General features: G+C 57.0%; 22 protein-coding genes. 10 read left to right on the top strand and 12 right to left on the bottom strand.

The features are described from left to right. The first annotated feature begins 331 nt into the window (after positions 1–331). The 3 genes from ACXAEW_RS17355 to ACXAEW_RS17345 all read left to right on the top strand — a co-directional run bounded on the left by ACXAEW_RS17355 (position 332) and on the right by ACXAEW_RS17345 (position 3,463). Positions 332–1,297, top strand: a complete 966-nt coding sequence (locus tag ACXAEW_RS17355; RefSeq protein ID WP_474942521.1) for an ABC transporter substrate-binding protein — start codon at positions 332–334, stop codon at positions 1,295–1,297. A gap of 75 nt (positions 1,298–1,372) precedes the next feature. Further along, positions 1,373–2,401: an ABC transporter permease gene (locus tag ACXAEW_RS17350; protein WP_474942520.1), complete on the top strand. Its 1,029-nt coding sequence runs from the start codon at positions 1,373–1,375 to the stop codon at positions 2,399–2,401. 12 nt (positions 2,402–2,413) lie between these two features. Beyond that, complete coding sequence (locus ACXAEW_RS17345) at positions 2,414–3,463, top strand: quaternary amine ABC transporter ATP-binding protein (RefSeq protein WP_474942519.1); 1,050 nt, start codon at positions 2,414–2,416, stop codon at positions 3,461–3,463. 21 nt (positions 3,464–3,484) lie between these two features. Here the strand turns inward: ACXAEW_RS17345 and ACXAEW_RS17340 are convergent, their stop codons facing one another. The 3 genes from ACXAEW_RS17340 to ACXAEW_RS17330 all read right to left on the bottom strand — a co-directional run bounded on the left by ACXAEW_RS17340 (position 3,485) and on the right by ACXAEW_RS17330 (position 9,636). Next, positions 3,485–4,918, bottom strand: a complete 1,434-nt coding sequence (locus ACXAEW_RS17340; protein ID WP_474942518.1) for an amidase family protein — start codon at positions 4,916–4,918, stop codon at positions 3,485–3,487. A gap of 161 nt (positions 4,919–5,079) precedes the next feature. Continuing rightward, positions 5,080–6,972 carry a propionate-CoA ligase PrpE gene (prpE, locus tag ACXAEW_RS17335; RefSeq protein WP_474942517.1) on the bottom strand — a complete coding sequence of 631 codons (1,893 nt, stop codon included), beginning with the start codon at positions 6,970–6,972 and terminating at the stop codon, positions 5,080–5,082. A gap of 393 nt (positions 6,973–7,365) precedes the next feature. Further along, the gene (locus ACXAEW_RS17330; RefSeq protein WP_474942516.1) at positions 7,366–9,636 is read right to left on the bottom strand and encodes an NADP-dependent malic enzyme; all 2,271 of its coding nucleotides are present in this window, start codon (positions 9,634–9,636) and stop codon (positions 7,366–7,368) included. Positions 9,637–10,038: 402 nt separating this feature from the next. Between ACXAEW_RS17330 and ACXAEW_RS17325 the strand changes: the two genes are divergently transcribed. The 5 genes from ACXAEW_RS17325 (at position 10,039) to ACXAEW_RS17305 (ending at position 15,074) form a co-directional block, all read left to right on the top strand. Continuing rightward, positions 10,039–10,446 (top strand): cytidine deaminase, encoded by a 408-nt coding sequence (locus ACXAEW_RS17325; protein ID WP_474942515.1) that lies wholly within the window; start codon positions 10,039–10,041, stop codon positions 10,444–10,446. A 2-nt stretch (positions 10,447–10,448) separates the two neighbouring features. Next, entirely contained in the window at positions 10,449–11,750 is a 1,302-nt protein-coding gene (locus ACXAEW_RS17320; protein ID WP_474942514.1) for a thymidine phosphorylase, read from the top strand. Next, positions 11,750–12,961, top strand: a complete 1,212-nt coding sequence (locus ACXAEW_RS17315) for a phosphopentomutase (protein ID WP_474942513.1) — start codon at positions 11,750–11,752, stop codon at positions 12,959–12,961. The genes ACXAEW_RS17320 and ACXAEW_RS17315 overlap by 1 nt, the downstream gene beginning before the upstream one ends. Before the next feature lie 75 nt (positions 12,962–13,036). After that, positions 13,037–13,669 (top strand): uracil phosphoribosyltransferase, encoded by a 633-nt coding sequence (upp, locus tag ACXAEW_RS17310; protein WP_474942512.1) that lies wholly within the window; start codon positions 13,037–13,039, stop codon positions 13,667–13,669. Between the two features lie 124 nt (positions 13,670–13,793). Beyond that, positions 13,794–15,074: an SPOR domain-containing protein gene (locus ACXAEW_RS17305; RefSeq protein WP_474942511.1), complete on the top strand. Its 1,281-nt coding sequence runs from the start codon at positions 13,794–13,796 to the stop codon at positions 15,072–15,074. Positions 15,075–15,165: 91 nt separating this feature from the next. Here ACXAEW_RS17305 and ACXAEW_RS17300 read toward each other — a convergent pair whose 3' ends face one another. Continuing rightward, positions 15,166–16,176: a hypothetical protein gene (locus ACXAEW_RS17300; RefSeq protein ID WP_474942510.1), complete on the bottom strand. Its 1,011-nt coding sequence runs from the start codon at positions 16,174–16,176 to the stop codon at positions 15,166–15,168. A 148-nt stretch (positions 16,177–16,324) separates the two neighbouring features. On the opposite strand from ACXAEW_RS17300, the gene ACXAEW_RS17295 reads away from it, so the two are divergent. Together ACXAEW_RS17295 and ACXAEW_RS17290 are read left to right on the top strand one after the other, a co-directional pair. Next, positions 16,325–16,993 carry a sulfotransferase family 2 domain-containing protein gene (locus ACXAEW_RS17295; RefSeq protein WP_474942509.1) on the top strand — a complete coding sequence of 223 codons (669 nt, stop codon included), beginning with the start codon at positions 16,325–16,327 and terminating at the stop codon, positions 16,991–16,993. Between the two features lie 134 nt (positions 16,994–17,127). Next, positions 17,128–17,814 carry a Hint domain-containing protein gene (locus ACXAEW_RS17290; RefSeq protein ID WP_474942508.1) on the top strand — a complete coding sequence of 229 codons (687 nt, stop codon included), beginning with the start codon at positions 17,128–17,130 and terminating at the stop codon, positions 17,812–17,814. A 216-nt stretch (positions 17,815–18,030) separates the two neighbouring features. On the opposite strand, the gene ACXAEW_RS17285 is transcribed toward ACXAEW_RS17290, so the two are convergent. The 8 genes from ACXAEW_RS17285 to ACXAEW_RS17250 form a co-directional block, all read right to left on the bottom strand. Beyond that, positions 18,031–20,229 carry a 3-hydroxyacyl-CoA dehydrogenase NAD-binding domain-containing protein gene (locus ACXAEW_RS17285; protein WP_474942507.1) on the bottom strand — a complete coding sequence of 733 codons (2,199 nt, stop codon included), beginning with the start codon at positions 20,227–20,229 and terminating at the stop codon, positions 18,031–18,033. Continuing rightward, complete coding sequence (locus ACXAEW_RS17280) at positions 20,226–20,714, bottom strand: cupin domain-containing protein (protein WP_474942506.1); 489 nt, start codon at positions 20,712–20,714, stop codon at positions 20,226–20,228. Before ACXAEW_RS17280 ends, ACXAEW_RS17285 begins: the two co-directional genes overlap by 4 nt. Before the next feature lies 1 nt (position 20,715). Next, entirely contained in the window at positions 20,716–21,927 is a 1,212-nt protein-coding gene (locus ACXAEW_RS17275; RefSeq protein ID WP_474942505.1) for an acetyl-CoA C-acetyltransferase, read from the bottom strand. A 27-nt stretch (positions 21,928–21,954) separates the two neighbouring features. Beyond that, positions 21,955–22,587: a glutathione S-transferase family protein gene (locus ACXAEW_RS17270; RefSeq protein ID WP_474942504.1), complete on the bottom strand. Its 633-nt coding sequence runs from the start codon at positions 22,585–22,587 to the stop codon at positions 21,955–21,957. 288 nt (positions 22,588–22,875) lie between these two features. Next, positions 22,876–23,088 (bottom strand): hypothetical protein, encoded by a 213-nt coding sequence (locus ACXAEW_RS17265; RefSeq protein ID WP_474942503.1) that lies wholly within the window; start codon positions 23,086–23,088, stop codon positions 22,876–22,878. A gap of 54 nt (positions 23,089–23,142) precedes the next feature. Then, a complete protein-coding gene (locus ACXAEW_RS17260) occupies positions 23,143–24,924 on the bottom strand; it encodes an acyl-CoA dehydrogenase C-terminal domain-containing protein (protein WP_474942502.1) in 1,782 nt (593 codons plus the stop codon). Positions 24,925–24,956: 32 nt separating this feature from the next. Beyond that, positions 24,957–25,355, bottom strand: coding sequence for a MerR family transcriptional regulator (locus ACXAEW_RS17255; protein ID WP_474942501.1), 399 nt, complete (start codon positions 25,353–25,355; stop codon positions 24,957–24,959). A 219-nt stretch (positions 25,356–25,574) separates the two neighbouring features. Continuing rightward, positions 25,575–25,946 carry a MerR family transcriptional regulator gene (locus ACXAEW_RS17250; RefSeq protein ID WP_474942500.1) on the bottom strand — a complete coding sequence of 124 codons (372 nt, stop codon included), beginning with the start codon at positions 25,944–25,946 and terminating at the stop codon, positions 25,575–25,577. Between the last annotated feature and the right edge of the window lie 92 nt (positions 25,947–26,038).

Below are 26,038 nucleotides of genomic sequence, written 5' to 3'. Positions count from 1 at the left end.
ATCGTGAACTCGCCCCAAAGCTCGCAGTTTCTTTTGACGGAAATTTGCGCTTGGATGACCGCGCAGTGATGAGTTCATGACATCAGCGGTGAGGCGTTGGTAATTCTGATAAAATGATGTACAAAAGCGACCTAGATAGTCCGTTTGCGGCATATTCGGTTTTTCTCCTCGACAGCGTGCGGCAAGCTGTTGGAAGATTCACTGAGGCAAAAATAACCTCTTGCCGCGAGATCTGGTCATCTAAACCTTGGGTTACATGCGAAATATAAAATTCTAGTTTAGGTGCCCAACGGATCAGTCAGTCCAAAATACAGGAAGATAGGGAAGTTAGATGAATTTAAAAATTGCAGCGACAGCATGCGCGATGTTTGTGCCGGGTTTTGCCATGGCCAGCGATTGTGGTGAAGTGACCATCACCGATATGAACTGGGCGTCTTCGGCAATTGTCACGGAGATCTCGACCTTCCTGTTGACCCATGGCTATGGCTGCGATGTAACGCGCGTGCCTTCAGACACTGTACCAGCTGTGACTTCGCTTTCAGAAAACGGTGAGCCGGATATCGTCACCGAAATGTGGACCAACGGTGGCGGTGAAGCTTATGTCAAACTGCGTGAAGCAGGCCGTGTCAAAGAACTGACCGAGGTCTTGCGCCCCGGCGGCGTCGAAGGCTGGTGGATTCCGACTTACCTGGTCGAAGCCCATCCTGAATTGAAGACCATCGAAGGCATTCTGGCGAACCCGGAACTGGTCGGCGGCCGTTTCAACAACTGCCCTGACGGCTGGGGCTGCCGCATTCTGAATGACAACCTGACCCGCGCGGTTGGTGTGCAGGACGCCGGCATCGAAGTGTTCAACCACGGTTCCGGAGAAACGCTGGCGGCCTCGATCGGTGCAGCCTACGACGCAAAGGAACCCTGGTTCGGGTATTACTGGGCCCCGACCAAGGTTATGGGCAAATACGATATGACCAAGGTTGAAATCGGCCCGGTCGACGCCGAAGCGCATCACCGCAACCAGACTGTAGGCCGCGACGCGCCGGAAGTGTCCGATTTCCCTCCGTCGCCGGTTTGGACCGTCGTAACAGCTGAGTTCGAGCAATCGCACCCGGACGTTGCTGGACTGATGTCCAAAGTCAGCTTCACTGCGGATGAGATGTCAGCAATCCTTGCTTGGCAGGACGCCAATAACGCCTCTGCTGAAGAAGCAGCTGTGAACTTCCTGCTGAACAACAAGTCTGTTTGGGCCGATTGGCTGAACGCAGAAGCCAAAGAAAACCTGGCGCAGATCCTGAACTAAGAAATTTGAACCGGCAGACGCCCGCCTTGCTTGAGCGGGCGTCTGTTTTTTTGCGGAACGCGCAAAGGACTTGAAATGGCGAGCTACGATTTTTTCTTTAACATGCTGGGGCTGCGTGACTGGTGCGACGCGGGTGGAAGTGCCGCGCCGTTGTCGATGGCGGATCTGTTGGCGCAAGGCGGAAAGGGCAAGGAGAGCTCGATCTGGGATCTTCCGTTTCCGTCCATGGACGTCTTGAACGCGGCCTGCTCAAACTTCCCCAAGTCGCGGGAACTCACGAAAGGTCTCGAAGACGGCTTTCTCGCAATCAAGGATGTTTTGCGCTTTGTGCTGGATCCAATCACCCAACCGCTGAGCTGGCTATTGGATGGTGCCCTCTATGCGGCGCAGTCTGTGCCCTGGTGGATCATTATGCCGCTTTTGTTCCTGATGACCTATTGGGTCACCAAGTCGCTCAAGCTTGTGGGGTTTGTTGCCGCGTCTCTCGTCACGCTGGCGTTTATTGACCACTACACATACGCGGTTGAAACGCTTGCAATTATCTTTGTCTGCGCGGCCATATGTGTGCTGTTGGGCGTTCCGATTGGCATTGCCATGTCACGCTCTGATCGGCTTCAGCGGATTATGCTGCCGGTGTTGGACATGCTGCAGACGCTGCCGACCTTTGTGTATCTTATCCCGCTGATCTTCCTGTTCAGCGTAACCGAAAGCAAGCTTTATGGGATTGCGATCATTCTTTATGCCATCGTGCCGGTGGTGCGTCTGACGGACCTTGGTATCCGCCTGGTGGACAAAGAGGTTATGGAGGCCGCGCAGGCCTTTGGCATGACATCACGGCAGAAACTGTTTCAAGTTCAGATTCCGCTGGCGCTGCCCAATATTATGGCGGGGATCAACCAGACCATCATGATGAGCCTTGCGATGGTTGTCATTGCCTCGCTGGTGTCTGCACCGGGCCTTGGGGTTCTGGTTCTGCGCGGTATCCGTAACCTTGAACTGGGCGTCGGTCTGGTTGCGGGTCTTGGTATCGTTCTTCTGGCGGTGATGCTGGATCGCGTGACAAAAACCGCTGTTGCCCGCGTTAACGCGGCACAGAACCATTAAGGAGTGCGGATGATGACCAACGATGTAATGATTTCGATCCGCAAGCTCTACAAGATCTTCGGGTCCGAAGCTGATGCGATGATGACCCATGTCCATAATGGCATGGGCAAGGAAGAGCTTTTGGAAACCCATGGACATGTTCTGGGTTTGCAGGACATCAACGTTGACATGAAGCGGGGACAGATCACCGTGATCATGGGGCTTTCGGGGTCCGGGAAATCGACGCTGATCCGCCATGTGAACCGGTTGATCGATCCCACTGCCGGCGAAGTTCTGATCCAGGGCGAAAATGTGCTGGAACTGGATGATGCCGCTCTGCGCAAGATGCGCCGGACGCAGATGTCCATGGTGTTCCAGCACTTTGCTCTTTTGCCGCACCGAACGGTTCTGGAGAACGTCGCCCTAGCCCCGATCGTGCGTGGAGACGAGGCCAAAGCTTACCGCAAAGAAGCCCAGAAATGGCTTGAGCGCGTGGGGCTCGCCGGGTTCGAGGACCGTTTTCCGCACCAGCTGTCGGGTGGGATGCAGCAGCGTGTCGGGATTGCCCGCGCCCTGACGTCCAACGCGCCGATCATGCTGATGGATGAGGCGTTTTCTGCTCTTGATCCTCTGATCCGGACAGATATGCAAAACCTGTTGCTGGAACTGCAAGATGAACTGGCCAAGACAATTGTCTTTATCAGCCACGATCTGGATGAGGCGCTGAAATTGGCGGATCACCTTGTGATCCTGAAGGACGGCAAGGTGGTGCAGCAGGGGGAGCCGCAGCATATTCTGTTGCACCCGGAGGACGATTACATCATCGACTTCATTGCGGACATCAACCGTGCCCGTGTTCTGCGTGTCCGCTCTATTATGGAGGAAGATGCAGGGGCAGAGGTCAAAGGTGAGGTGGATCAGGAAAGCACTCTCGAAGATGTCATCGCGCTGAGTGGTGGCAATACAAATGCCTCTTACCGCGTCACCAACGGAAACGGCGCTCCGGTTGGTGTGGTTCATATGAACCGTTTGGTGCAGGCTCTTGTGCCCACCGGAGCCTCCGAAAGCAGACGCGCGCTTTGAACGACAGGGGGGAGGGCTGGTCTAGCCCTCCATAATCTCCCACAGCGGATGACACATTTGTCCCAGGCGCTGCTCGATTGCCTGGGCGGCTTCGACAGCCAGGTCTTCGCGCCAGCGTTGGGCGATGATCTGAACATTAATCGGCTGCGGCCCGTAGGCCCCTTGCGCCAGTTTTGCCGGTAGGCAGACGGCCGGCAGCCCAAGAAAGTTCATTGCGTAGGAATAGATCGCTTCGCCCAGAACTTCCTGCACGCCGTCGCGCCCTTCCGCATCACGGTTAGGAGCAAAGAAGGGGCGGAACAAAAAGGGCGACAGGACCAAAGGATACCGCGCCAGAAAACGGTTCCAGTCCCGCATATACCGGCTACGTTCCGCCATCGCGCGCAAGAGATCACTGCCACACAGCGGTGTGAATTCCTGATAGTAGGTCTCAAAAATACTGCGGATCGTATCAGAGCCCAGGTCGGCAATGTCGCGTCCCAACAGGATTTTGACTTCCCCCAGAAGCGCGCGATATCCGATCCGACCAGCTTCAAAAACACTTGGCGTTTCAACTTCTTCCACACGATAGCCCGCATCAAGAAGCGCGTCCTGTGCGGCTTCCAGTGCCGCGTCCACATCCGGATGCAGATCGTATCCATAGGTTTCGCGCGTAAAGGCCACCCTGAGTGGGGCGTCCATGGGTTGGCCGCTCCAGGGCACGGGAAAATGCAAAGGGTCGCGCCCATCAGCGAGGATGAGCGAAGGCATCGACAGGTCCAGATCGCGGGCAGAACGGGCAAGTAGTCCCTGAACAGACATGTTCTGCGCCAGCAATCCCCGTTCTGTTGACTGACTGGGATTGTAGGCCGGCACGCGCCCCAGCCCGGGTTTCAACGTAACCGCTCCGGTGGCTGCGGCAGGAAATCGCAGTGAGCCGCCAATATCATTGCCATGGGCCAATGCGCCAATACCCGACATCACGGCTGCAGCGGCCCCGCCAGAGGATCCCCCTGCCGAAAGATGTGAACCCCAGGGGTTATGAGTGCGGCCAAACAGCGGATTGTCGGTATCCGCGCGAAAGGAAAACTCGGACGTATTGGTGCGACCGATCACAACTGCGCCGGCCTTTTTCAGATTTGCCACCACGGGCGCGTCTTCGGCTGCAATCAGATCTTTGAGCGCGGTGACGCCGTTGGACGTGGCGCAGCCTTCCTGGTCGACATTTATTTTGATGGTAACCGGAACCCCATGCAAAGGGCCGCACGCCTCGCCGCGGCTGCGCGCCCTGTCCAATGCCCGCGCTGTCTCAAGCGCTTCCTCGGTGAGGGGGGTTACCACTGCATTCAGCTGTGGATTAACCCTATCCATACGGGAAATTGCCGCGCTTGCGGCATCTTCTGCGGTAATAGCTCCCGACCGGGTTAACGTCGTCAACCCGCTGGCGTCCAAACGCCAAACCTCTTCGTTTTTCATATGCAACTCTCCTCAATAGGGAGCGTAAAACGAATGCAGAAGGTTGCAAGCAAAACGGAAAAACACGCTGCGGAAGAAATTCGCAGCGCGTTAAAATGAGGCATGAGCCAAGAGGAGGTTAAGAGGTGGTTAACAGACGACGTGTGCCGCCAGTAAAACCGTTATCCTTGCGCATACCCGATGGTCTGGAGCGCCTCTTTGATTTCATCCAGGATCGCGGGGTCATCAATGGTCGCAGGCATTTTAAAGGGTGTGCTGTCCGCAATGTTGACCATCGTGCCACGCAGGATCTTACCGGACCGTGTCTTTGGCAGACGATCAACCACCACCGCCATCTTGAAGGCGGCAACTGGGCCAATCTTCTCGCGGACCAGTTTGACCACTTCCGTGACAATTTCACTGCGGTCACGGTCACAGCCGGCATTCAGGCAAAGGAACCCAACAGGCATCTGCCCTTTCAGTGTGTCGGTGACCCCGATGACGGCGCATTCGGCAACATCCGGATGAGCGGCCAGCACCTCTTCCATCCCACCGGTCGACAGGCGGTGGCCAGCCACGTTGATCACATCATCGGTCCGCGCCATGATGGAGATGTAACCATCCTCATCAATGATGCCTGCATCACCTGTCTCATAATAGCCGGGGAAGGTGGTCAAATAGCTTTTCTTGAACCGGTCCTCTGCATTCCAAAGGGTTGGAAGCGTGCCCGGTGGGAGTGGCAGCTTGATCGCGATTGCACCCAGGGTCCCGGCGGGAACCGGGTGGCCGGCCTCATCCAGGATTTCGACCTGATAACCGGGCATGGGCACGGCTGGGGAGCCGAGCTTGGTGGGGAGCTCTTCAATGCCGATGGGATTTGCGGCAATGGCCCAACCGGTTTCGGTCTGCCACCAATGGTCCACAATCGGGACCCCGAGATGCTGTTGCGCCCAGGTGATTGTATCGGGGTCGGCGCGTTCCCCTGCCAAATAAACCTGTTTCAGTGAGGAGAGGTCGTATTTGGTAATGAATTCGCCCTTGGGATCTTCGCGTTTGACAGCGCGAAAGGCGGTCGGGGCGGTAAAGAAGCTGGTGACCTTGTGCTCTTGGATCACCCGCCAGAAAGTGCCCGCGTCCGGGGTGCCCACCGGCTTGCCTTCAAATACTATGGTGGTGTTGCCGTGGATCAGAGGCCCGTAACAGATATAGGAGTGACCAACGACCCAACCCACATCCGAGGCTGCCCAGAACACATCACCCGGTGCCACATTATAGATGTTCTTCATGGTCCAGTTCAGCGCGACCAACTGGCCTGCGGTGTGGCGGATCACCCCTTTGGGCGCGCCAGTGGTGCCGGACGTATAAAGAATATAGGCCGGGTGGTTGCCTTCAACCGGGACACATTCTGCCGGCTCAACCCCGTATTGGAAGCCATGCCAGTTATAATCGCGCCCCTCGATCAGCTGCGCAACTTCCTGTTCGCGTTGGAACACGACGCAGAACTCGGGTTTGTGATCTGCCAGATCAATCGCACTGTCCAGGAGCGGTTTGTAATGAACAACACGTCCCGGCTCCATCCCGCAGGAGGCGGCGATGATCGCCTTGGGTTTGGCATCATCAATCCGAACAGCCAGTTCATTGGCAGCAAACCCGCCGAATACAACCGAATGGACCGCACCAAGACGGGCACAGGCCAGCATGGCTTCCAGCGCTTCGGGGATCATCGGCATGTAGATAATGACGCGGTCGCCTTTTTCGACACCCTTGGCGCGCAGAGCACCAGCCAGGTTGGCCACGCGGTTGCGCAGCTCAACATATGAGATTTCGCGCTTGGTGTGGGTTATCGGGCTGTCGTAGATGATTGCGGTCTGCTCGCCGCGTCCCGCTTCCACATGGCGGTCGACCGCATTCCAGCAGGTGTTAACCTTGGTATCTGCAAACCATTCATAAAGGCCATCGCCCTTGTCCGTGAGCGCTTTGGTCGGAGCTTCAACCCAATCTATGGCCTGTGCCGCCTCCATCCAGAATGCCTCCGGATCAGCCTGCCAGGTCGAATAAATGTCGCGATAACCCATGGTAATTGTCCTCCCTATCTCTTGCGTAGGCGACGGGTTTGCAAACAGGCAAGCATCAGCCCCCGCTTTCTTTAACTTTTGTAAAGGAATTGACGAAGATTTCTATGTTTGCGCCCTGAAATTTTCCAATTTTACAAGGCAATCTCCGGCAAATTTGCAAACTCCACAAAGCTGCAAATTCTTTCGTAAACTGCACTCAGATTTGCAAAGCTAATAAAATTACGCAAGCGCGTGTTGCGCGGTCAGGCGCAAACCACTTTGGCGTGATTCATCCTTGTGTTGAGGTCGCAGGGAAAACAGTAGCTGGGCGAGGTGGGTGCGCAACCGGCTGGCACAGGCGCTGGTTGCAGCAGCGGCCCCAAACAGAGGCCGCTGTGATATTGTCTGAAACGGTCAGCCGTAATGTGCAACCGGTGTGCCGGCGATTGCGGCCATGTTCAGGAGGCCGCGCGCGGTGACCGACGGCGTAACAATGTGGGCGCGGTTGCCCATACCCATAAGGATTGGGCCGACAGCCAGGCCATTGCCCTTGGATTTGAGGATGTTGCGTACGCCGGACGCTGCATCTGCATGACCAAAGATCAGAACATTTGCTTCCCCAGTGAGACGGTTGCCCGGCAGAAGACGATCCCGCAGTTCCGCATCAAGCGCCGCGTCGATGTTCATCTCGCCCTCATATTGGAAATCGGTTTCCCTGGCGTCGAGCAGCGCAATCGCTTCGCGCAGACGCTTGCCCGAGCCTTCGGCCTGGTTGCCAAATTGAGATTGCGAACAAAATGCGATTTTCGGCTCCACACCAAAGCGACGGGCGTGACGGGCGGCCCCCATCGCCACGCGCGCCAGCTGATCCGGAGCGGGTAGGGACCAAACATGGGTGTCCGCCAGAAACAGCGGCCCATCTTCCAGGATCATAAGGGACAAAGCGCCATCGGGTTGATGGGTGTCATTGCCCAGGATCTGGGTGACATAGTTCAGGTGCCAACGGTATTCGCCGAATGTGCCGCAGATCAGGCTGTCGGCTTCGCCACGATGGACCATGACTGCGCCGATCGCGGTGGTGTTGGTGCGCATGATCGCCCGGGCCAGATCCGGCGTGACCCCTTTGCGGGCCATCAACTCGTGATAGGTGCCCCAATAATCCCGGTACCGCGGGTCGTTTTCCGGGTTTACCAGTTCAAACTCACGATCCGGTCGGATTGACAGGCCCAGGCGCTCGCATCGTTGGTTGATCACCTCGGGGCGGCCGATGAGGATCGGGCGTTCGGTGGTTTCTTCCAGAATAGCCTGGGCGGCGCGCAGGACACGTTCGTCCTCACCCTCGGCAAACACAATGCGGCGGCTGGCGGTTGATGCGGCCTGAAACACGGGGCGCATCAGCATGGCAGATTTGAAGACGCCGGCGTTCAGCTGGTCGCGGTAGTTATCCAGATCCATCGGGCGCGTGGCGACGCCGGTTTCCATCGCGGCTTTTGCAACGGCTTTGGCAACCACTTCGGACAGGCGCGGGTCAAAGGGTTTGGGGATCAGATAGTCCGCGCCAAAAGTCAGCTGTTCGCCCTTATAGGCTGCGGCCGCCTCGGCGCTTGTTGTTGCGCGGGCAAGCTCTGCGATGCCTTCGACACAGGCAACCTTCATTTCGTCGTTGATCTCTGTCGCGCCAACGTCCAGCGCCCCCCGGAAGATAAAGGGGAAGCAAAGCACATTGTTGACCTGGTTCGGGAAGTCGCTGCGTCCGGTTGCGATGATGGCGTCTGGCTTGGCCTTGCGCGCATCCTCCGGCATGATTTCAGGCGTTGGGTTGGCCAGCGCAAAGATGATCGGCGTGTCTGTCATCTTTGCCACCATCTCTGGCTTCAAAACGCCGGGGCCCGAAAGGCCCAGGAACAGATCGGCGCCTTCGATCACCTCATCCAGTGAGCGCTTGTCGCTGGCTTGGGCATAATCCGCCTTTTGTGGGGTCATGTCGGCCTCGCGCCCCTCATAGACCAGACCTTCAATATCACAGAGCCAGACATTCTCGCGTTTGACCCCCAGGGTCAGCAGCATATTGAGGCAGGCGATCCCTGCCGCACCGCCCCCGGTCGAGACAACTTTGATGTCTTCAAAGTTCTTACCAGCCACCCGCACAGCATTGGTTGCGGCTGCGCCCACCACGATTGCCGTGCCATGCTGGTCGTCGTGAAAAACCGGGATGTTCATCCGCTCGCGGCAGAGCTTTTCGACGATGAAACAATCCGGAGCTTTGATGTCTTCCAGGTTGATCGCGCCGAACGTAGGTTCAAGCGCACAGACAATGTCAGCCAGTTTTTCGGGATCGGTTTCATTTACTTCGATGTCGAAACAGTCAATTCCGGCGAACTTCTTGAACAGAACGGCTTTGCCTTCCATGACGGGCTTTGACGCCAGCGCCCCGATATTCCCAAGCCCGAGAACGGCTGATCCATTGGACACCACTGCAACCAGATTGCCACGCGCAGTATAACGAGAGGCGGTCTTGGGATCCTTGCTGATTTCGACACAAGCCTCGGCTACCCCCGGTGAGTAGGCACGCGCGAGATCGCGGCCGTTTTCCATTGGCTTGGTCGCGCGGATCTCCAGCTTACCGGGTCGTGGAAACTCGTGATAATTCAGCGCGTCTTCGCGCAGTGATTTTGTATCAGTCATAAAAGCTCTCCCAAACTTAGTTTAACATTAAACAATAGGTCTGCGCGGGGGAACCAGTTTTGAGCGCGCCGGTGGTTTTTTGCGCCCTTCTGTTGCCTGCGGCACGCAAGGCAGTTCGAATGCGTTTGCTTCGCCCCAGAGCGCAACACGCAGCGCGCATAGCGCGCTGCCACGCCCAACGGGAGGAGAGCTTGCAAAAGATCGACGACGGGCGGGAGAATTTGATTTGTCGCGTAGCTCAAAGGCAGCCTGTCCACAAACTGTATGAAACACACATCCCGGCGCAGCGCGCGCCCTTGCGAAGGGCGCTGTTTGGGGGCAGAGTTTGGATGCTGACCAAACAGTCAAAAAAGTACCGCCTGTTGTTTTGCGGGTGCGAATAGAAAGAAACTGGGGAAAATCATGAGCTCAGAGACCGGAACCTTGAAAGCTGCTGCCGAAGCGGTGCGCAAAAACGCCTATGCGCCTTATTCGAAATTCAAAGTCGGTGCGGCTGTGCGTGCAGCTTCGGGCGCGGTTTATGTTGGCTGCAACGTGGAAAACGCAGCCTACCCGGAAGGCACCTGTGCTGAGGCAGGCGCAATTGCGGCAATGGTTGCGGCGGGCGAAACCGAAGTGCAGGAGGTTTTTGTTGTCGCGGATTGCCCTAAGCCGGTTCCTCCCTGTGGCGGGTGTCGACAAAAACTGGCCGAATTTGCCCAACCGGAGGTCAAAGTCACTTTGGCGACTGTTGATGGGCAGACCCGCGACACAACTGTCGGGGCTCTTCTGCCCGGATCTTTTGGCGCGGACTTCCTGGATCAGGACTGACTATGGACGCGCGCAGCATTATTTCGGGGCTGAGGCTGGGGCAGACACCGACATCGCAAAGCCTCAGGTGGTTTGCCCAAGCCCTGGCCGATGGCACGGTCAGTGATGCGCAAGCTGGCGCTTTTGCAATGGCAGTCTGTTGGCGCGGGCTCGACACGGCTGCGCGCTCTGACCTGACGCTTGCAATGCGCGATACCGGCGATGTCTTTGACTGGAAACTGGATGGTCCGGTGCTCGATAAACATTCCACGGGCGGTGTTGGTGACTGCGTGTCGCTGGTGCTTGCACCGGCACTTGCGGCCTGTGGAGCCTATGTGCCGATGATATCTGGCCGTGGTCTTGGCCACACAGGCGGCACGCTTGACAAGCTCGAAGCCATCCCCGGCGTGAAAACCCAGGTGGACGAAGGCGGCTTGCGGAACCTGATGCAATCGGTGGGTTGCGCCATTGTGGGGGCAACTGCGCGCATCGCGCCTGCGGACAAACGCCTCTATGCCATTCGGGACGTCACCGGTACGGTTGAAAGTCTGGACCTCATTACCGCCTCGATCCTCTCGAAAAAGCTCGCCGCCAGCCCGGACGCGCTGGTGCTGGATGTCAAAGTCGGATCAGGCGCTTTTATGAAGACATTGGAAGAGGCCCGTCGGCTGGCTCAGGCGTTGACCGAAACCGCACAGGCTGCGGGATGCGCCTGTTCAGCCTTGATCACCGATATGAACCAGCCACTTGCCCCGGCGCTTGGTAATGCGCTGGAAATCCGCGAGGCCATGGCGTCGTTGTCGGGGAAAAAGGGACCACTGGCCGAGATCTCGGCCCTTTTGGGCGGGCGCTTGCTGGCGGATTGTGGGTTGGCTGCACATGAGGCCGAAGGACAGAGCAAACTGCGGGACGCAATTGAAAACGGATCCGCCCTTGAGCGATTTGTCCAGATGGTTGTTGAGATGGGTGCCCCTTCTGATTTCGGCGAAACATGGTCCAAGGTCCTGCCGTCCGCACCTGTTCAAATTCCAGTTGAAGCGCGGTCAAAGGGGTATATTTCCGCGATCGATGGCGAGGCCCTCGGGCATTCGGTGGTGCGCCTTGGTGGGGGGAGATTGGTGGAAAGCGATGCAATTGATCCTTCTGTTGGCTTGTCGCAGTTGGTTCGGTTGAGGGCAAAAGTTGAAGCCGGTGAACCGCTTGCCATCGTGCATGCCGCGTCGAAGGATGCTGCTGCGCGGGCTGTCCAGGATGTCCTGAGTTCAATCCAGATTGCGCCGACGCCGCCGCAGAGTGCGCCTTTGTTGTACGAGAGTGTCGGCTGATGGCGCGGGCGTTTTTGGTTGTTCTGGATTCGGTTGGCATTGGCGGCGCATCCGATGCGGCGTCTTTCTTTAACGGGGATTTGCCAGATCTCGGCGCGAACACGGTTGCCCATATAGCTCAGGCCTGTGCGGCTGGTCGGGCCGAGGATGGACGTAGCGGTCCGCTGAAACTGCCAAACCTGGACCGTCTCGGCCTGGGGGCTGCTGTGCGCCAGGCTTCATCTGTTCCGCTGCCGGGGCTGAGAGCTGTGCCGCAAGGTCTTTGGGGTACCGCGTCCGAGATCAGCCCGGGAAAGGACACGCCAACCGGGCACTGGGAATTGGCGGGGGTTCCGGTTCCTTGGCATTGGCATGTCTTCCCCGATGCGCAGCCAAGTTTTCCGCAAGACCTGATGCAAGCGCTGGCTGATCTTGCCGGAACCGCTGGAACATTGGGCAATTGTCACGCTTCCGGAACCGAGATCATTGGGAAATATGGGGCGGAACATGTCTCAACCGGCTGCCCGATTTGTTATACCTCAGCGGACAGCGTGTTTCAGATTGCCGCCCATGAGGAACAGTTTGGTCTCGACCGGCTGCTGCATCTTTGCGAAACAATCGCACCGCGACTGCATCAGATGCGGGTCGGTCGGGTGATTGCTCGCCCGTTTGTGGGCAATGCCGGGACCGGGTTCCGGCGCACTGGAAATCGCCGCGATTATGCCTTGGCTCCGCCACAGCCGACCCTGTTGAACTGGGTGCAAGATGCCGGAGGTGAGACACATGCAATTGGCAAGATCGGTGACATCTTCAGCATGCAAGGGGTTGATACCCTTGATAAAGGTGACGATGCGCAATTGATGGGCCATCTTCTGCATCGGGTTCGCACGGCAAAGGACGGCAGTCTGACGTTTGCGAATTTTGTCGAATTTGACAGCCTCTATGGGCATCGCCGTGATGTCTCAGGCTATGCGCGTGCCCTAGAGTGGTTTGATCGTGAAATTGGCGCGGTTCTGTCGGCTTTGCAATCCGGGGATTTGATGATCCTGACAGCTGATCACGGAAATGATCCGTGCTGGCCAGGAACGGATCATACCCGCGAAAGAGTGCCTGTTTTGGTGGCAGGGGCTGCTGCGGGTCGTATTGGCGACGTGCACTTTGTTGATGTCGCCGCAACTATGGCCAAGCATCTGGGGGTAGAAAACCGGGGACCGGGCCAGAGCTTTATTTAACCATTTGGTAAAAACACCTTGTCCCTGCGCGGGACAGCCGGCTAGGAAGCCGAAAACGTAACGGGAGCTGAAAATATGGCCGAGCATCTGACAGTTGTTGATCACCCGCTGGTACAGCATAAGCTGACCTTGATGCGGGACAAGGGAACCTCTACTGCGGGGTTCCGTCGCCTCTTGCGTGAGATCACCCAGCTATTGGCATATGAGGTCACACGGGATCTTCCCCTTACAACCACGCCTGTAGAAACACCGATGGAGGATATGGAAGCCCCCATTCTGGCCGGTAAGAAGCTCGCGCTGGTGTCGATCCTGCGTGCGGGCAATGGAATGCTGGACGGGGTGTTGGAGCTGGTTCCATCGGCCCGCGTTGGTTTTGTTGGTTTGTACCGGGATGAGGAAACTCTGAAACCGGTTCAATATTACTTTAAAGCGCCCGAGGGGTTGAGCGATCGGATGGTTATTGCCGTCGACCCGATGCTGGCCACTGGCAATTCATCTGTTGCGGCCATTGACCTGCTAAAAGAAGCAGGTGCGACGGATATTCGCTTCCTCTGTTTGCTCGCCGCGCCCGAGGGGGTTGCCCGAATGAAAGAGGCCCATCCCGATGTCTCTATTGTGACTGCGTCTTTGGATCGCGAGCTGAACGAGAAAGGGTACATCCTGCCCGGGCTTGGTGATGCGGGCGACCGTATGTTCGGCACCAAATAAGTAACTGAAAATCCGAGAGGGCAGGGTGCAAAACCTGCCCTAATCCTGCCATATTCCCGCGATCCGATCTTTACTCAGATTCGCTTTTCAGGCATTCTGTGGCCATATTTAGTGGGGCACAGGCATGAAACTAACAAGAATTATTGCTCTCGCCATAATTTCAGGTACTTTCGGAGCGCAGGGGGCAAGCGCGCAGCAGTTGCGGACCGCAAGCCCGCCTGCAGAGGTGCCGCCGAGCTCGTATCAGGGGCGGCAATATGTGGACAGCCGGGGCTGTGTTTACATTCGTGCAGGAATTGACGGTCTTGTGAATTGGGTGCCTCGTGTGGAGCGCAACCGTCGTCAGGTCTGTGGGTTTCAACCGACCAATGTATCAGGAAGCGCAGCACCTGTTTCGCGCACCACCTCTGCCGGGCCTGAGCTGATCACGCTGCCAGCAGCCGATCAGCCAACCGCAGCGGCGCAGAGTGTCCAAACTGCCAGGTCCCCGGTGCCATCCGCAGGAACGCGGATTGTCACGCAACAAAAACCAACTCGGGTTGCTCCGGCCCCTGTTTCTGCTGCAGCTGCCCCCCAGCCAAAACCGCAAACTGTACGCCGGGTGACACGGATCGAAGCGGCACCTGTGGTTATCCAGTCTGCACCGGTTTCACCACAGGTGTCGTCCGGCCCATGTTCGGGGCTTTCAGACATCAGCCGTCAATACACCAATACGACCGGGGTTCGTTGTGGACCACAGCCCGAAAACCCCGTGGAATTCGGTCCGCAATCGTCGCTTCACTTGCCTGCAAATACCCGCGTTTTGCCTGCGCATCTTTACCAGGAACGTCAGTTGGCAAGGGGGATCGAACATCCGGCGGGGTATCGCGCTGTGTGGCAGGATGATCGGTTGAACCCACGTCGAGCGGAACAGGATTTGTTCCCGCGTGCCGCCGAGTCTACTGCCGTGCCAAACGGGTTTGCGCGCGTGGCAGGCAGCACTGACCGACATAATCCGTCAAGGGGGCAGGGGAGCGCGTCAGGTGATGCGCGTATGGCTCAGGTCTGGACCAACACAGTGCCGCGCAAACTGGCGCCCGTGGTTGCGCCACAGACGATTACGGCCCCAAATCGACAGCAGCATACATCGGCGCAGTTGAGCTTTCTGTCAGAAGAAGCCAGCCAGCAACTGGCGCAGACCCCGCGTTATGTGCGCGCGGATGTGTATGCGGATACCGCAGCCGCGCAGCAAGCTGCAACGCGTTTGTCCGGGACTGGCCTTCCCGTTCGCATGGGGCGTCTCACCCGTCAGGGACAAACATACAAGGTTGTTCTTGCAGGCCCGTTTCATGGTGACGCCGCCGCTCAATCGGCTTTGTCCAAAGTCCGTAAAATCGGTTTCTCCGGAGCACGTCTCAGCAAGTAAGCATGCGTAAGGTACGGACTACAAAAGGGTCGGTTCTGCCGACCTTTTTTCGTTCGGTTCTATCCGCTGCCGTTGTATCAGCCACAGAGTATCAGCCACAGATATTTTGAAGCTGAACCCATTCCTGATCGCTCAGCAACGGTTCCAGGTCGCGATGGGCCAATGGGTCCGCTTCGATCAGTCCGATTGTGGATTCACCGGTGATGTCCAGAGCATAGGCATAAGGCGACGAGGGGATCGCGCTTTGCGCAAATTCTGCAAGGATCGCCTGTTCTTCGACCGCGGGCCTTGGCTGGGTCAAGGCATTCTCTGCGTAGGTGTCCAGCGTGTCTTGCCGCAATTGTCCGGTGGTCAGCAAATGAAAGGCGGAAGGGATGCCGCCCGCTGCCAGAAGCGCCAGCAACGGATCTTCGATGCGTGTACGGGCGCGTTCCACCAGAACCGCACCGGCAGCAACGGCCGGGTCCTCAAAATCTTCAAAGTAGCTGCTGTTCAGCAGGTAGATCCCTCCGGGCAAGGCCAGGCTGGTGGCAACACCGTCACGCAGGACCACGATCTGTCGCACATTTGTGCGGTCTGCCAGTTCCGACAACAAAGGAGCCGTTTGGGGCGTCACGCAGGCCTGACCGGACAGCCGCTCGATACGGCCCAACAGCGCTTGGCCAATAGCCTTGCGATTGATGTCAGATACAACCGACAATGCATGGCGCTGCAATGCACCGGGCATCCAGAGGGTTGCAGCGGCCAATATGACAGCTGTCACACCAAGGCTTCCCAAAACGCGCAAACGACCCGGTCTAGGGCGCGCGCGGTCGATGGCGGACTGCACCTTTTGGATCGCATCCAGCATGGTGACCTCGTCCTCTTGGATTTCCAGCGTTTCTCCGGGGTCTCCGTCCGGGTGGAAAATCGCCGGAAACTGACCCGGATTCCTGCGGTCAATTGCAGCAAGGGACCAATGGGCGAGTGGCCGGTCCTGCAGGTCGGTAATGGTCAGGGTCGCATCACCAATTGAGATGATCACATCGCGGCGCTGTGCATCGGGCGTGGCGCGCCACAGCCCGGCTGCTTCGAGCCGCTGATATTCCTTGAGTGCCGTCATGGCGCTTGCCTGTTTTCTTGTTGACTGGAGATTAGCACAGGGCTTGGCGCGGCGGCAAATGTGTTTGCGCGCTTTAAGCCCCGCAAAAGGGGGAGAATTTCACGCAGCTTGTCTTTTCGCCGACCCATTCATCGCCTAGCTTGCTCCCATGATCCTTTCCACTGGCCGTAACTATCTGTTTGTCCATATTCCCAAGACCGGGGGAACCGCTCTGGCGCTTGCGCTTGAGGCGCGGGCGATGGCTGATGATATGATGCTTGGGGATACGCCAAAGGCCTTGAAACGCCGTCGGCGTCTGAAAGGGGTATCCTCACGAGGACGGCTGTGGAAGCATTCCACCCGCGCGGATCTGGAAGGGCTGCTGCCAGAGGCGCAGTTCAATGCTCTTTTTTCATTTACGCTTGTGCGCAATCCCTGGGACCGGATGGTCAGCTATTATCATTGGCTCAAGATGCAGAGGTTTTCCCACCCATCTGTTTCACTGGCAAAGGAGCTAGAGTTCTCTGACTTTCTGCGAAACCCTTTGGTGCAAAGGTCGATACGGGAAAATCCGGCACCGCGTTACATGACGTCGTCTGCCGGTATGGAGCGTGCGGATCTTTATATCCGTTTGGAGCAGTTTTCCACCGATGCACGGCCTTTGTTCGACCACCTGGGATTTGAACTCACCCTTCCCAAGATCAATGAAAGCGCCCGGGATCGGGACTGGCGCGGGTATTATAATTCTGAGACGCAGGAAATTGTCGGTCGGATTTCGGCCCTTGAAATCGAACGATTTGAATACTCTTTTAACGATTTGCCATTAACACAGTCCTAGGAACTGGGCTGAGGTGACCGAATTCCTGCTCTGTTTTTTGGGAATCGTTTGTTCGAAACCAAAATGAAATCAGTTGCTTGAAGGGTGATGTTGCCTTGCATGAAGTCCGCCACATCAGGTTGGAGAACGGCAGAATGCTGGAATGGCTGTTGAAGCGTAAAGATCTGAAATTGAGTGATCGCCTGTCGGGCAAAGCCCGTTTGGTGAGCACAGGAACGGGCGGATTGTTGGCGGGGACTCATGTGGCCTCAAACCTTGGCTGGCGTCCTGTGGAAGCCCTGACCGCGGGGGATAAGGTGCTGACCTTTGATCACGGCATGCAACCCATTACCGAGCTTTTTCGCAAGACGTTGGTTACAGGCGATGGCGCGGTCTCTGCTTTGCGGGCACCGATCCATATTCCGGCGGATGCTCTCAATAACCGGGCGCCCATGTGGGTCATGCCGGATCAGGGGGTATTGGTTGAAAGCGATGTGATTGAACGTCAGTTCGGTGAACCCTTTGCTGTGGTTCCGGCTTGCACGCTGGAAGGCTATCGCGGGATTTCCCGTGTGCCGCCCGGAGCGCGCATGGAACTTGTCCTGCCTCGTTTTGCAGAGGATCAGGTTATCTATGTCGAAGCCGGGGCGCTAAGCTATTGCCCAGCCGAACGTGATCTTCTGGACTATGCCTTTGACACGCAGACAAGCATCTATCGCGTTCTGTCCGTTGGCGATGCGAGGGCTTTGGTGGTGGAAATGATTGAAGAGTATCAAGAGGTTGCCGAAGGTCTGCCATTTCGCGCGGGCCCGGACTCTCATGAGCCATTGAACCTGCGTTAGGACGTGAATTTTTGTCGGCGTAATGTCCGGCTTCAGGCAAGACCGAGCAGTCTTTGACCTTCATCACAGCGGCTTGGCGGTATAAAAAACAACGCTAAGCCGCTGTCTTTCTTTATCTTCTCCGTTACGAAAGGCCGCACCCGGTTCAGGAGCGGCCTTTCTGCGATTTTGGAAGGTCTCTGATTTCAGGACCATCGCGGACTGTGAAACGTTAAATCACGCCGCGGATTTTTCAGGATCAAACCGACCATAGAAGCTCTGACCCTTTTCGGCCATCTCCTGCAAAAGCGCGGGGCAGGCAAAGCGTGGACCATAGGCCTCTGCCAGTTGTGCGCAACGCTCCGCGGCATAAGGCGTGCCAATAATGTCGAGCCAGGACAGCGGCCCACCGGACCAGGGCGCAAAGCCCCAGCCAAGGATTGCCCCAACGTCGCCTTCGCGAATGTCCAGCAGAACACCCTCTTCCAGCGCGCGCACGGCTTCCAGAACCTGAGCAAACATCAGGCGCTCCTGAACCTCGATCAGATCAGGTTGCTCACTGGCGGACGGGTATTTCTCTGCCAGACCTTTCCAATACTCCACGCGTTTTCCCTTGGCGTCGTAATCAAAGAAACCTTTGCCTGCCTTACGCCCCAGTCGACCCTGATCTTCCATCCAGAAGATCAGATCATCGGCCGGGCTTTCGGGGTAGGCCTCGCCCATGGCGGCTTTGGTCGCGCGCGCGATCTTGGCTCCGAGGTCGATGGAGGTTTCATCCGTCAACTGAATAGGCCCGACCGGGAAGCCAAGCTGGCGCGCGGCATTGTCGACCAACACCGGAGAGACCCCTTCGGTCACCATCCGCAGCCCTTCGTTGATATAGGGCAGGATACACCGATTGGCGTAGAAGAAGCGCGCATCGTTGACAACAATCGGCGTTTTGCGGATCTGGCGCACATAATCAAGCGCTTTGGCCACGGCACGGTCACCGGTCTCACGCCCTTTGATGATCTCAACCAGCATCATCTTTTCAACCGGTGAGAAGAAATGGATCCCGATGAACTGATCCGCACGGGCCGAGGCCTTGGCCAGTTCCGTGATTGGAAGCGTCGAGGTATTGGATGCAAAGATGCAGTCCGCAGGGATGATGGCCTCCACCTTCTGGGTCATCTCGGCTTTGACCTTGGGGTCTTCGAACACAGCTTCCACAATCAGGTCGCAGCCTTTCAAAGCCTCAAGATCCGCGGTTGCTGTGATCTGCGCCAAAATGGCTTCTTTCTTCTCCGGCGTGGTCTTGCCGCGTTTGATACCCTTGTCCGCGTAATCCGCAGCATAGGCTTTGCCACGGTTTGCCGCCTCCTGGTCGCGGTCGATCAGAACAACTTCGATCCCGGCCTGTGCAGAGACCAGCGCGATCCCGGCACCCATCATGCCAGCACCCAGAACGCCGACCTTTTTCACCGTTTGATCTGCGACATCAGTCGGGCGTACGGCTCCTTTTTCAAGCGCTTGTTTGTTCAGGAACAAAGAACGGATCATGGCCGAGGACGACGGGTTCATCAGAACATGGGTAAACCAGCGCGCTTCGATTTTGAGCGCGGTGTCAAAATCAACCAGCGCCCCTTCATAGATGGCCGACAGCAGCGCCTTTGCCGCAGGGAAGGCACCCTGGGTCTGACCATTGACCATGGCAGAGGCGCCCACGAAGTTCATGAAGCCAGCCGGGTGATAGGGCGCGCCACCGGGCATTTTGAATCCCTTGGCATCCCAAGGTTTCACGATGTCGGCAGGGCCCGCATTCAGCACCCACGCCTTGGCCGCTGCCAGTGGGTCTTCGGCCAGCGCATGAACAAGGCTTGCGCCTTTTGCCTTCTTGGGCTCCAGCATCTTACCTTCCAGCAGAACCGGGGCCGAGGCAACGGCACCCACCATACGCACATAACGCGTGGTGCCACCACAGCCGGGGAAAAGCCCTACCATGATCTCCGGCAGGCCGATCTTAGCCTTGGGGTTTGTGGTCATCACACGGTGATGGCAGGCCAATGCGATTTCTGTCCCGATACCCGCGCAGGTGCCGTTGATGGCGACTGCAACAGGTTTACCCCCCTTGTTGGTCTTGGGCTCCATCCCCGCGCGCTCCAGTTTGCGCAGAATCCGGTGGCCTTCCATTGTGAAGTCAAAAAGCCCTTGGGCCGGATTGTCCCCCGATTCTTCGCGGATCGAGGCCAGCACATTCAGATCCATGCCACCGGCAAAGTCTTTCTTGCCGGATGTCAGGACCAGCCCTTTGACGGCGTCATCGCCAAGCGCCTGATCAATGAAGCTCTCGACAACCTCCAGTGCCTCGCGGGTCAGCACGTTCATGGATTTGTCAATCGCGTCCCAAGTGATAACCGCTACGCCATCTCCGTCCACGTCATAGGTGAAATCGCTCATGTGTCCTCTCCCGTTTGGTCCTTGGTCAGGGGGCTGCCGTCTTTGCGGGTAAAGTCAAATTTCTCATTGTTGGTGACTTTGACCATCATATCGATATCGCTGTAGTAAGCAGTTTCGGTCTCAGTACGGGTGCCCACGACAAGGAAGCTTGCGTGTTCGTTGGTGTTGTTGATGAAGTGATGGCCGTTTGTGTCACCAGCGGGAAAGGTGGCACAGTCGCCGGGCATCATTTCATGTTCGCCGTCGTCATCCACCAGCGTGCAGGTGCCGCTGGTGATCATCACAAATTCATCCTGCTCCATATGGTAGTGACGCAACGAGGACTGCGCGCCTGGTTCAAGATGGATAATATTCGCGCCAAACTGGGTCAGACCGCCTTCTTTGCCGACCCGCTGTGCGGACCTCCCTTTGACAGGAGCCGCCAGCTTGCCCGGATAGCCGGAACCACCCCGCGCCTCGATTTTTGAAAGATCAAGTTTCGGCATATCAGACCCGTTCGATAATCGTGGCGGCACCCATGCCAGAAGCGATGCAGAGCGTGGCCAGGCCGCACTCTTTGTCCTGCCGCTCCAGCTCATCCAGGAGCGTGCCGATGATGATGGCTCCGGTTGCGCCCAAAGGATGCCCCATAGCAATCGAGCCGCCATTGACGTTCACTACATTGGGATCGACCTGGAAGGCCTGTTGGAAACGCAGCACGACCGAGGCAAAAGCCTCGTTCACTTCAAAGAGGTCAATGTCGCTGATGGCCATACCGGTGTCCGCAAGGATCTTTTCGGTCACAGGCACAGGTCCCGTCAGCATGATAGTCGGGTCGGTTCCGATCTTGGCAGAGGCCTTGATGCGGGCGCGTGGCTTCAGCCCATGTGCCTCACCGAACTCCTTGTTGCCAATCAACAGCGCTGCCGCACCATCCACAATCCCAGAGGAGTTGCCAGCGTGATGGATATGATGGATTCTTTCCAGATGGGGGTATTTCAACATTGCCACCTTGTCGAAACCGGGCATCTGTTCCCCCATCATCTGGAAGGCAGGGTTCAGTTTCGCCAAGGCTTCCATATCGGTTCCCGGGCGCATGTATTCGTCTCGGTCCAGGATGGTCAGCCCGTTCTGGTCGGTTACAGGAACCACTGACTTTTCAAATCTGTTGTCGGCCCAGGCTTCTGCTGCACGCCGCTGGGATTCAACGGCAAGGGCATCCGCATCTTCACGGGTGAACCCATATTCGGTGGCGATAATATCGGCAGAGATCCCCTGCGGGACAAAGTAGCTGTCCATGGCAAGGCTGGGATCCACGGCGATGGCAGCCCCGTCAGAGCCCATCGGAACACGTCCCATCATTTCTACACCACCCGCGATATAGGCCTGACCGGCGCCGCCTTTGACCTGATTGGCCGCCAGATTTACCGCTTCCATGCCAGAGGCACAGAACCGGTTAATGGAGAGACCCGGAATGCGTTCGTCCAGATCCGACGCCAGCACGGCAGACCGGGCGAGACAGCCGCCTTGTTCCATGACTTGGGTTACATTGCCCCAGATCACATCTTCCACCGCGTGGCCTTCCAGCCCGTTGCGGGCTTTGACGGCGTTCAGGGTGAGGGCGGATAGGCGCAGGGCGGTGACCTCGTGCAGAGATCCGTCCTTGCGTCCCTTGCCTCGCGGGGTACGCAGGGCATCATAGATATAGGCGTCTGTCATCATGCTCTCCTCAAGCGCGATAGGGTGTTATGCACGGTCTGACGGGTTGCCGGGCATCAGATCATACGGGTGTTTCCAACCAGGCAGTTCGCTGATGCGGGTCAGCCAGGTGTCAATATGGGGCCAGTCGGCACGGTCAAAGCCAAAGGGTTCGGGGTAAAACAGGTAGCTGCAACAGCTGAGATCCGCATTGGTGATCTCATCTCCAACAATCCAGCTGCGCCCATCAAGATGAGCGTTCAACGTAGTCCAGGCAGCCTGTAGTCTGCTTTGCATAAACTGGATCACCGGGGCAGGACGTTTGTCTTCAGGCAGGAAGTTCATCAGGAACCGGGTCATGCCCACCTGGCTCGACATTTTGTGGTTGTCCCAAAGCACCCAGCGCAGAACTTCGTATTTGTCCTCTGGCGCGCCAGCAAATTTCCCGGTCTTGTCGGTGATATACTGTTGAATGACCCCGGATTGGCTAAGAGTTAAATCTCCGTCGACCAATACAGGTGCTTCACCTTGAATGCTGATGGTGCGGAAGGCGTCGGTTCGGGTTTCTCCATTGAAGAAATCCACATAGACGGGTTCCCATTCGAGGCCTGCGAGCTCAAGCGCAAGCGCCGCTTTATAGGCGTTGCCGCTTTCGCCAAAGCAGTAGAGTTTCATTGTCATAGAATTGCGTCCCTTTGTGAGAGTTGAGCGGGGGTTTCACACCCCCGCACCCCCGTGAAGTATTTGAAAAAAGATGAAACCATTTAGAGTTCTTTTACCAAGATGGCGCGATTGTGATCTGGCGGTACAGGCTGAAGAGCCGATGACCGTAAAAGGTGAAAGCGCGCCCTTTCATTTGGCGAAGGCTTGGGATTGGGCGCGCAGCCCTTTCATCTTTTTCTAAATACTTCCGCCGGAGGCTCCCGCAGGTGCAACAAGCTGGACCGGCAATGGTCGACGGCTTTCCTCTCATCTATTGCGGTCCTCAAGTTCGGCGTTAAAGATCCGCATGCGGTGGGTCAGATTGTCATTATTGGTCACACTGTCGAAGTTCTCGAAGAGAAAAGACAAGGCCTCTCCCTCATCCAGGCCGGCATCCTGCGCAAATCTGCGCAGGCGGCGGTAACCGTCCTCGGTCATGGAGACCGGGAAGCGGCGGGTAAGGCGGAAGCGTTTCGGCATGTCTTTTCCTTCGGCTGTACAACTGGCGCAATATGCGCCGCACAAAGAGTGACCTTAGAACGCGTTTGCGTCCAGCGCCATTACCGGGTCTGCGCCGGATTGAATGCGGGTCAGGTGCAGCGCTGTTGCGGGTAATTGTCTTGCCATGTAATAGCGCGCGGTTGCCAGCTTGGTCTCATAGAACGCCGCGTCGTCTGCGCCCGTGTCCAATGCATTTTGCGCCGCTTTTGCCATCTGGGCCCACATCAGCCCCAGGCAGACATGGCCAAAGAGATGCATGAAGTCGTAAGATCCCGCCAAAGCGTGGTTGGGGTTCTTCATGCCGTTCTGCATGAAATACATGCCTGCGGCTTGCAGATCCTTGGAGGCTGCTTTCAGCGGTTCGATAAACTGGGATTTGAAATCTTCGGATATGTCACCAGCCTCCTTGCAGAAGGACTTCACCAGTTCAAAGAATCCCATGACATGTTTGCCACCGTCCTGCGCCAGCTTGCGCCCGACCAGATCCAACGCCTGCACGCCGTTGGCACCTTCATAGATCATGGTGATCCGGGCATCGCGTGTGAACTGGGACATGCCCCATTCCTCGATGTAGCCATGACCGCCATAGACCTGCTGGGCCTGCACCGTCATGTCATAACCCTTGTCGGTCAGGAAGCCTTTGAGGACAGGGGTCATGAGAGAGATCAGCCCTTCTGCTTCGGCATCCTTGGCCCGGTGGGACTGGTCGATGAGCGATGCTCCCCACAGCATAAAGGCGCGTGCCCCTTCGGTGAAACTTTTCTGATCCATGAGGTTACGGCGAATATCGGGGTGGACAATCAGAGGATCGGCAGGGCCGTCCGGGTTCTTGGCTCCGGTGACATCGCGCCCTTGCAGGCGGTCCCGCGCGTAGTCCAGGGCGTTCTGATACGCTGCCTCGGCCTGGGCCAGGCCCTGCATGGCAACGCCCAGTCGCGCTTCGTTCATCATGGTGAACATGGCGCGCATGCCTTTATGTTCCGTTCCCAACAGGTATCCGGTGGCCCCGTCGTAGTTCATCACACAGGTGGAGTTGCCGTGAATGCCCATCTTCTCTTCGATTTTGCCGACAGAAACCGCGTTGCGTGCGCCCAGTGTTCCGTCCTCGTTCACCATGACTTTGGGAACGATGAACAAAGAGACACCTTTGATCCCGTCCGGTCCACCTGGAATCTTGGCCAGGACCAAATGGATTACGTTGTCGGCAAGGTCATGATCACCGGCAGAGATGAATATCTTCTGCCCGGTGATCCTGTAGCTGCCATCATCCTGCGGTTCGGCCTTGGTGCGCATCAGCCCCAGATCGGTACCGCAATGGGGTTCCGTCAGGTTCATCGTGCCTGTCCAGTCACAAGAGACCATTTTGGGCAGGTAAGTCGTCTTTTGAGCATCTGTCCCATGGGCCAGAATGGCAGAGGCGGCTCCGTGGGTCAGGCCCTGATACATGGTAAACGCCTGATTGGCGGCAGAGAAGAACTCGCCCACGGCGGAGCCGATAACATAAGGCATGTTCTGACCGCCAAACTCTTCTGGCATGTCCAGCCCCGGCCATCCGCCTTCCTTCATCTGCTCAAAGGCGTCCTTGAACCCGGCTGGGGTAGAGACCACCCCGTTCTCGAACCGGCAGCCTTCCTGGTCGCCGACAGTGTTCAAGGGCTGCAGAACCTGAGACGCGATCTTGCCTGCTTCTTCCAATACGGCCCCGGTGAATTCGGGGTCCAGCTCGCCATAGCCTGGAATATTGCTGGTCGAGACGTTTAAAACCTCGTGCAGCAGGAATTGCACGTCTTTGGTCGGGGCTGTGTAACGGGGCATATTGTTATCTCCGCTGAGAGGGGAAAGGGCTTTTACTGCGCTGCGGCTTGGGACTTCATCGAGGCGATCATCTTTTCTCCCCAGCGCAGTTGGTCTTTGAGTTCGTCAATCGCGGTTTCCAGCTCGTCGCGCTGACGCTCCATATCGGCGAGACGCTCGCAGGCGACTTCATAGGTGCGGGTCAGCTGAACCAATTGCTGGTCATCTGCATGATAGAGATCCAGCAGCTGGCGGATTTCTTCCAGGCTAAAGCCAAAGCGTTTTCCGCGCAGGATCAGTTTCAGACGGGCACGGTCCCGTTTGGTAAACAGGCGGCGCTGTCCTTCCCGGATGGGAAACAAAAGCTCCTTGGCTTCATAGAATCGCAATGTGCGCGGGGTGACGTCAAAAGCGTCACACATCTCACGGATGGTTAAAGTGTCTTCGCTCATACTGAGGCGGGTCCTTGTACTCTGCGCCCAAAATCCCTGGCGCTGGGCCAAGGGGGAAGGGGCTGTTGATGTTACTAAAGTCATTTATTGACGTTTACGTAAGTTGAACGTCGCGTCACCCTGAATTGTGACGTTGGGTAGAAAAATTTAAGGGGAAAACCACGTAAAAAGGCCCCGCTCGATGAGCAGGGCCTGAGAAACACTGTTGGTTTGGACGGATCAGTTCTCGATGAGCTTTTCCGTTGTGGCGCGCAGGTCTGACAGTTCCGAAAGAGCCTGGTCCAGCTGTTCGCGCTGTTTTGTCAGTTCAAGCAACTGGCGGTCCGCCATTTCAAGAAAGACCTTTAGCTGTGCCTGCGTGCCCTCGTTCTCATAGATCAGCAGCCATTGGCGCAGTTCTTCCAGTTGGAAGCCAAATCGCCGTCCACGCATGATCAATGTCATACGGGCCCGCTCACGGGCACCATAAAACCGGCTGCGCCCCTCGCGGCGGGGGTGCAGCAATTCGATGTATTCATAATACCGAAGTGTGCGCGGCGTAACGTCAAACTCGGCGCACATTTCTTTGAATGACAATTCGTCTGTGGTCACTCGCTCTCTCCCTTGGGGGTAACCTAGGGCTGTATTTTTGCAAGTGCAACATCCGAGCCAGTTCTTTAGAACGAAAATATGCAATTATCTTT

It is taken from the genome of Epibacterium sp. ABZ3_068 (assembly GCF_056159265.1).
Note: the sequence above shows the minus strand (reverse complement) of the source record. Positions and strands in the feature narration are given on the sequence as shown.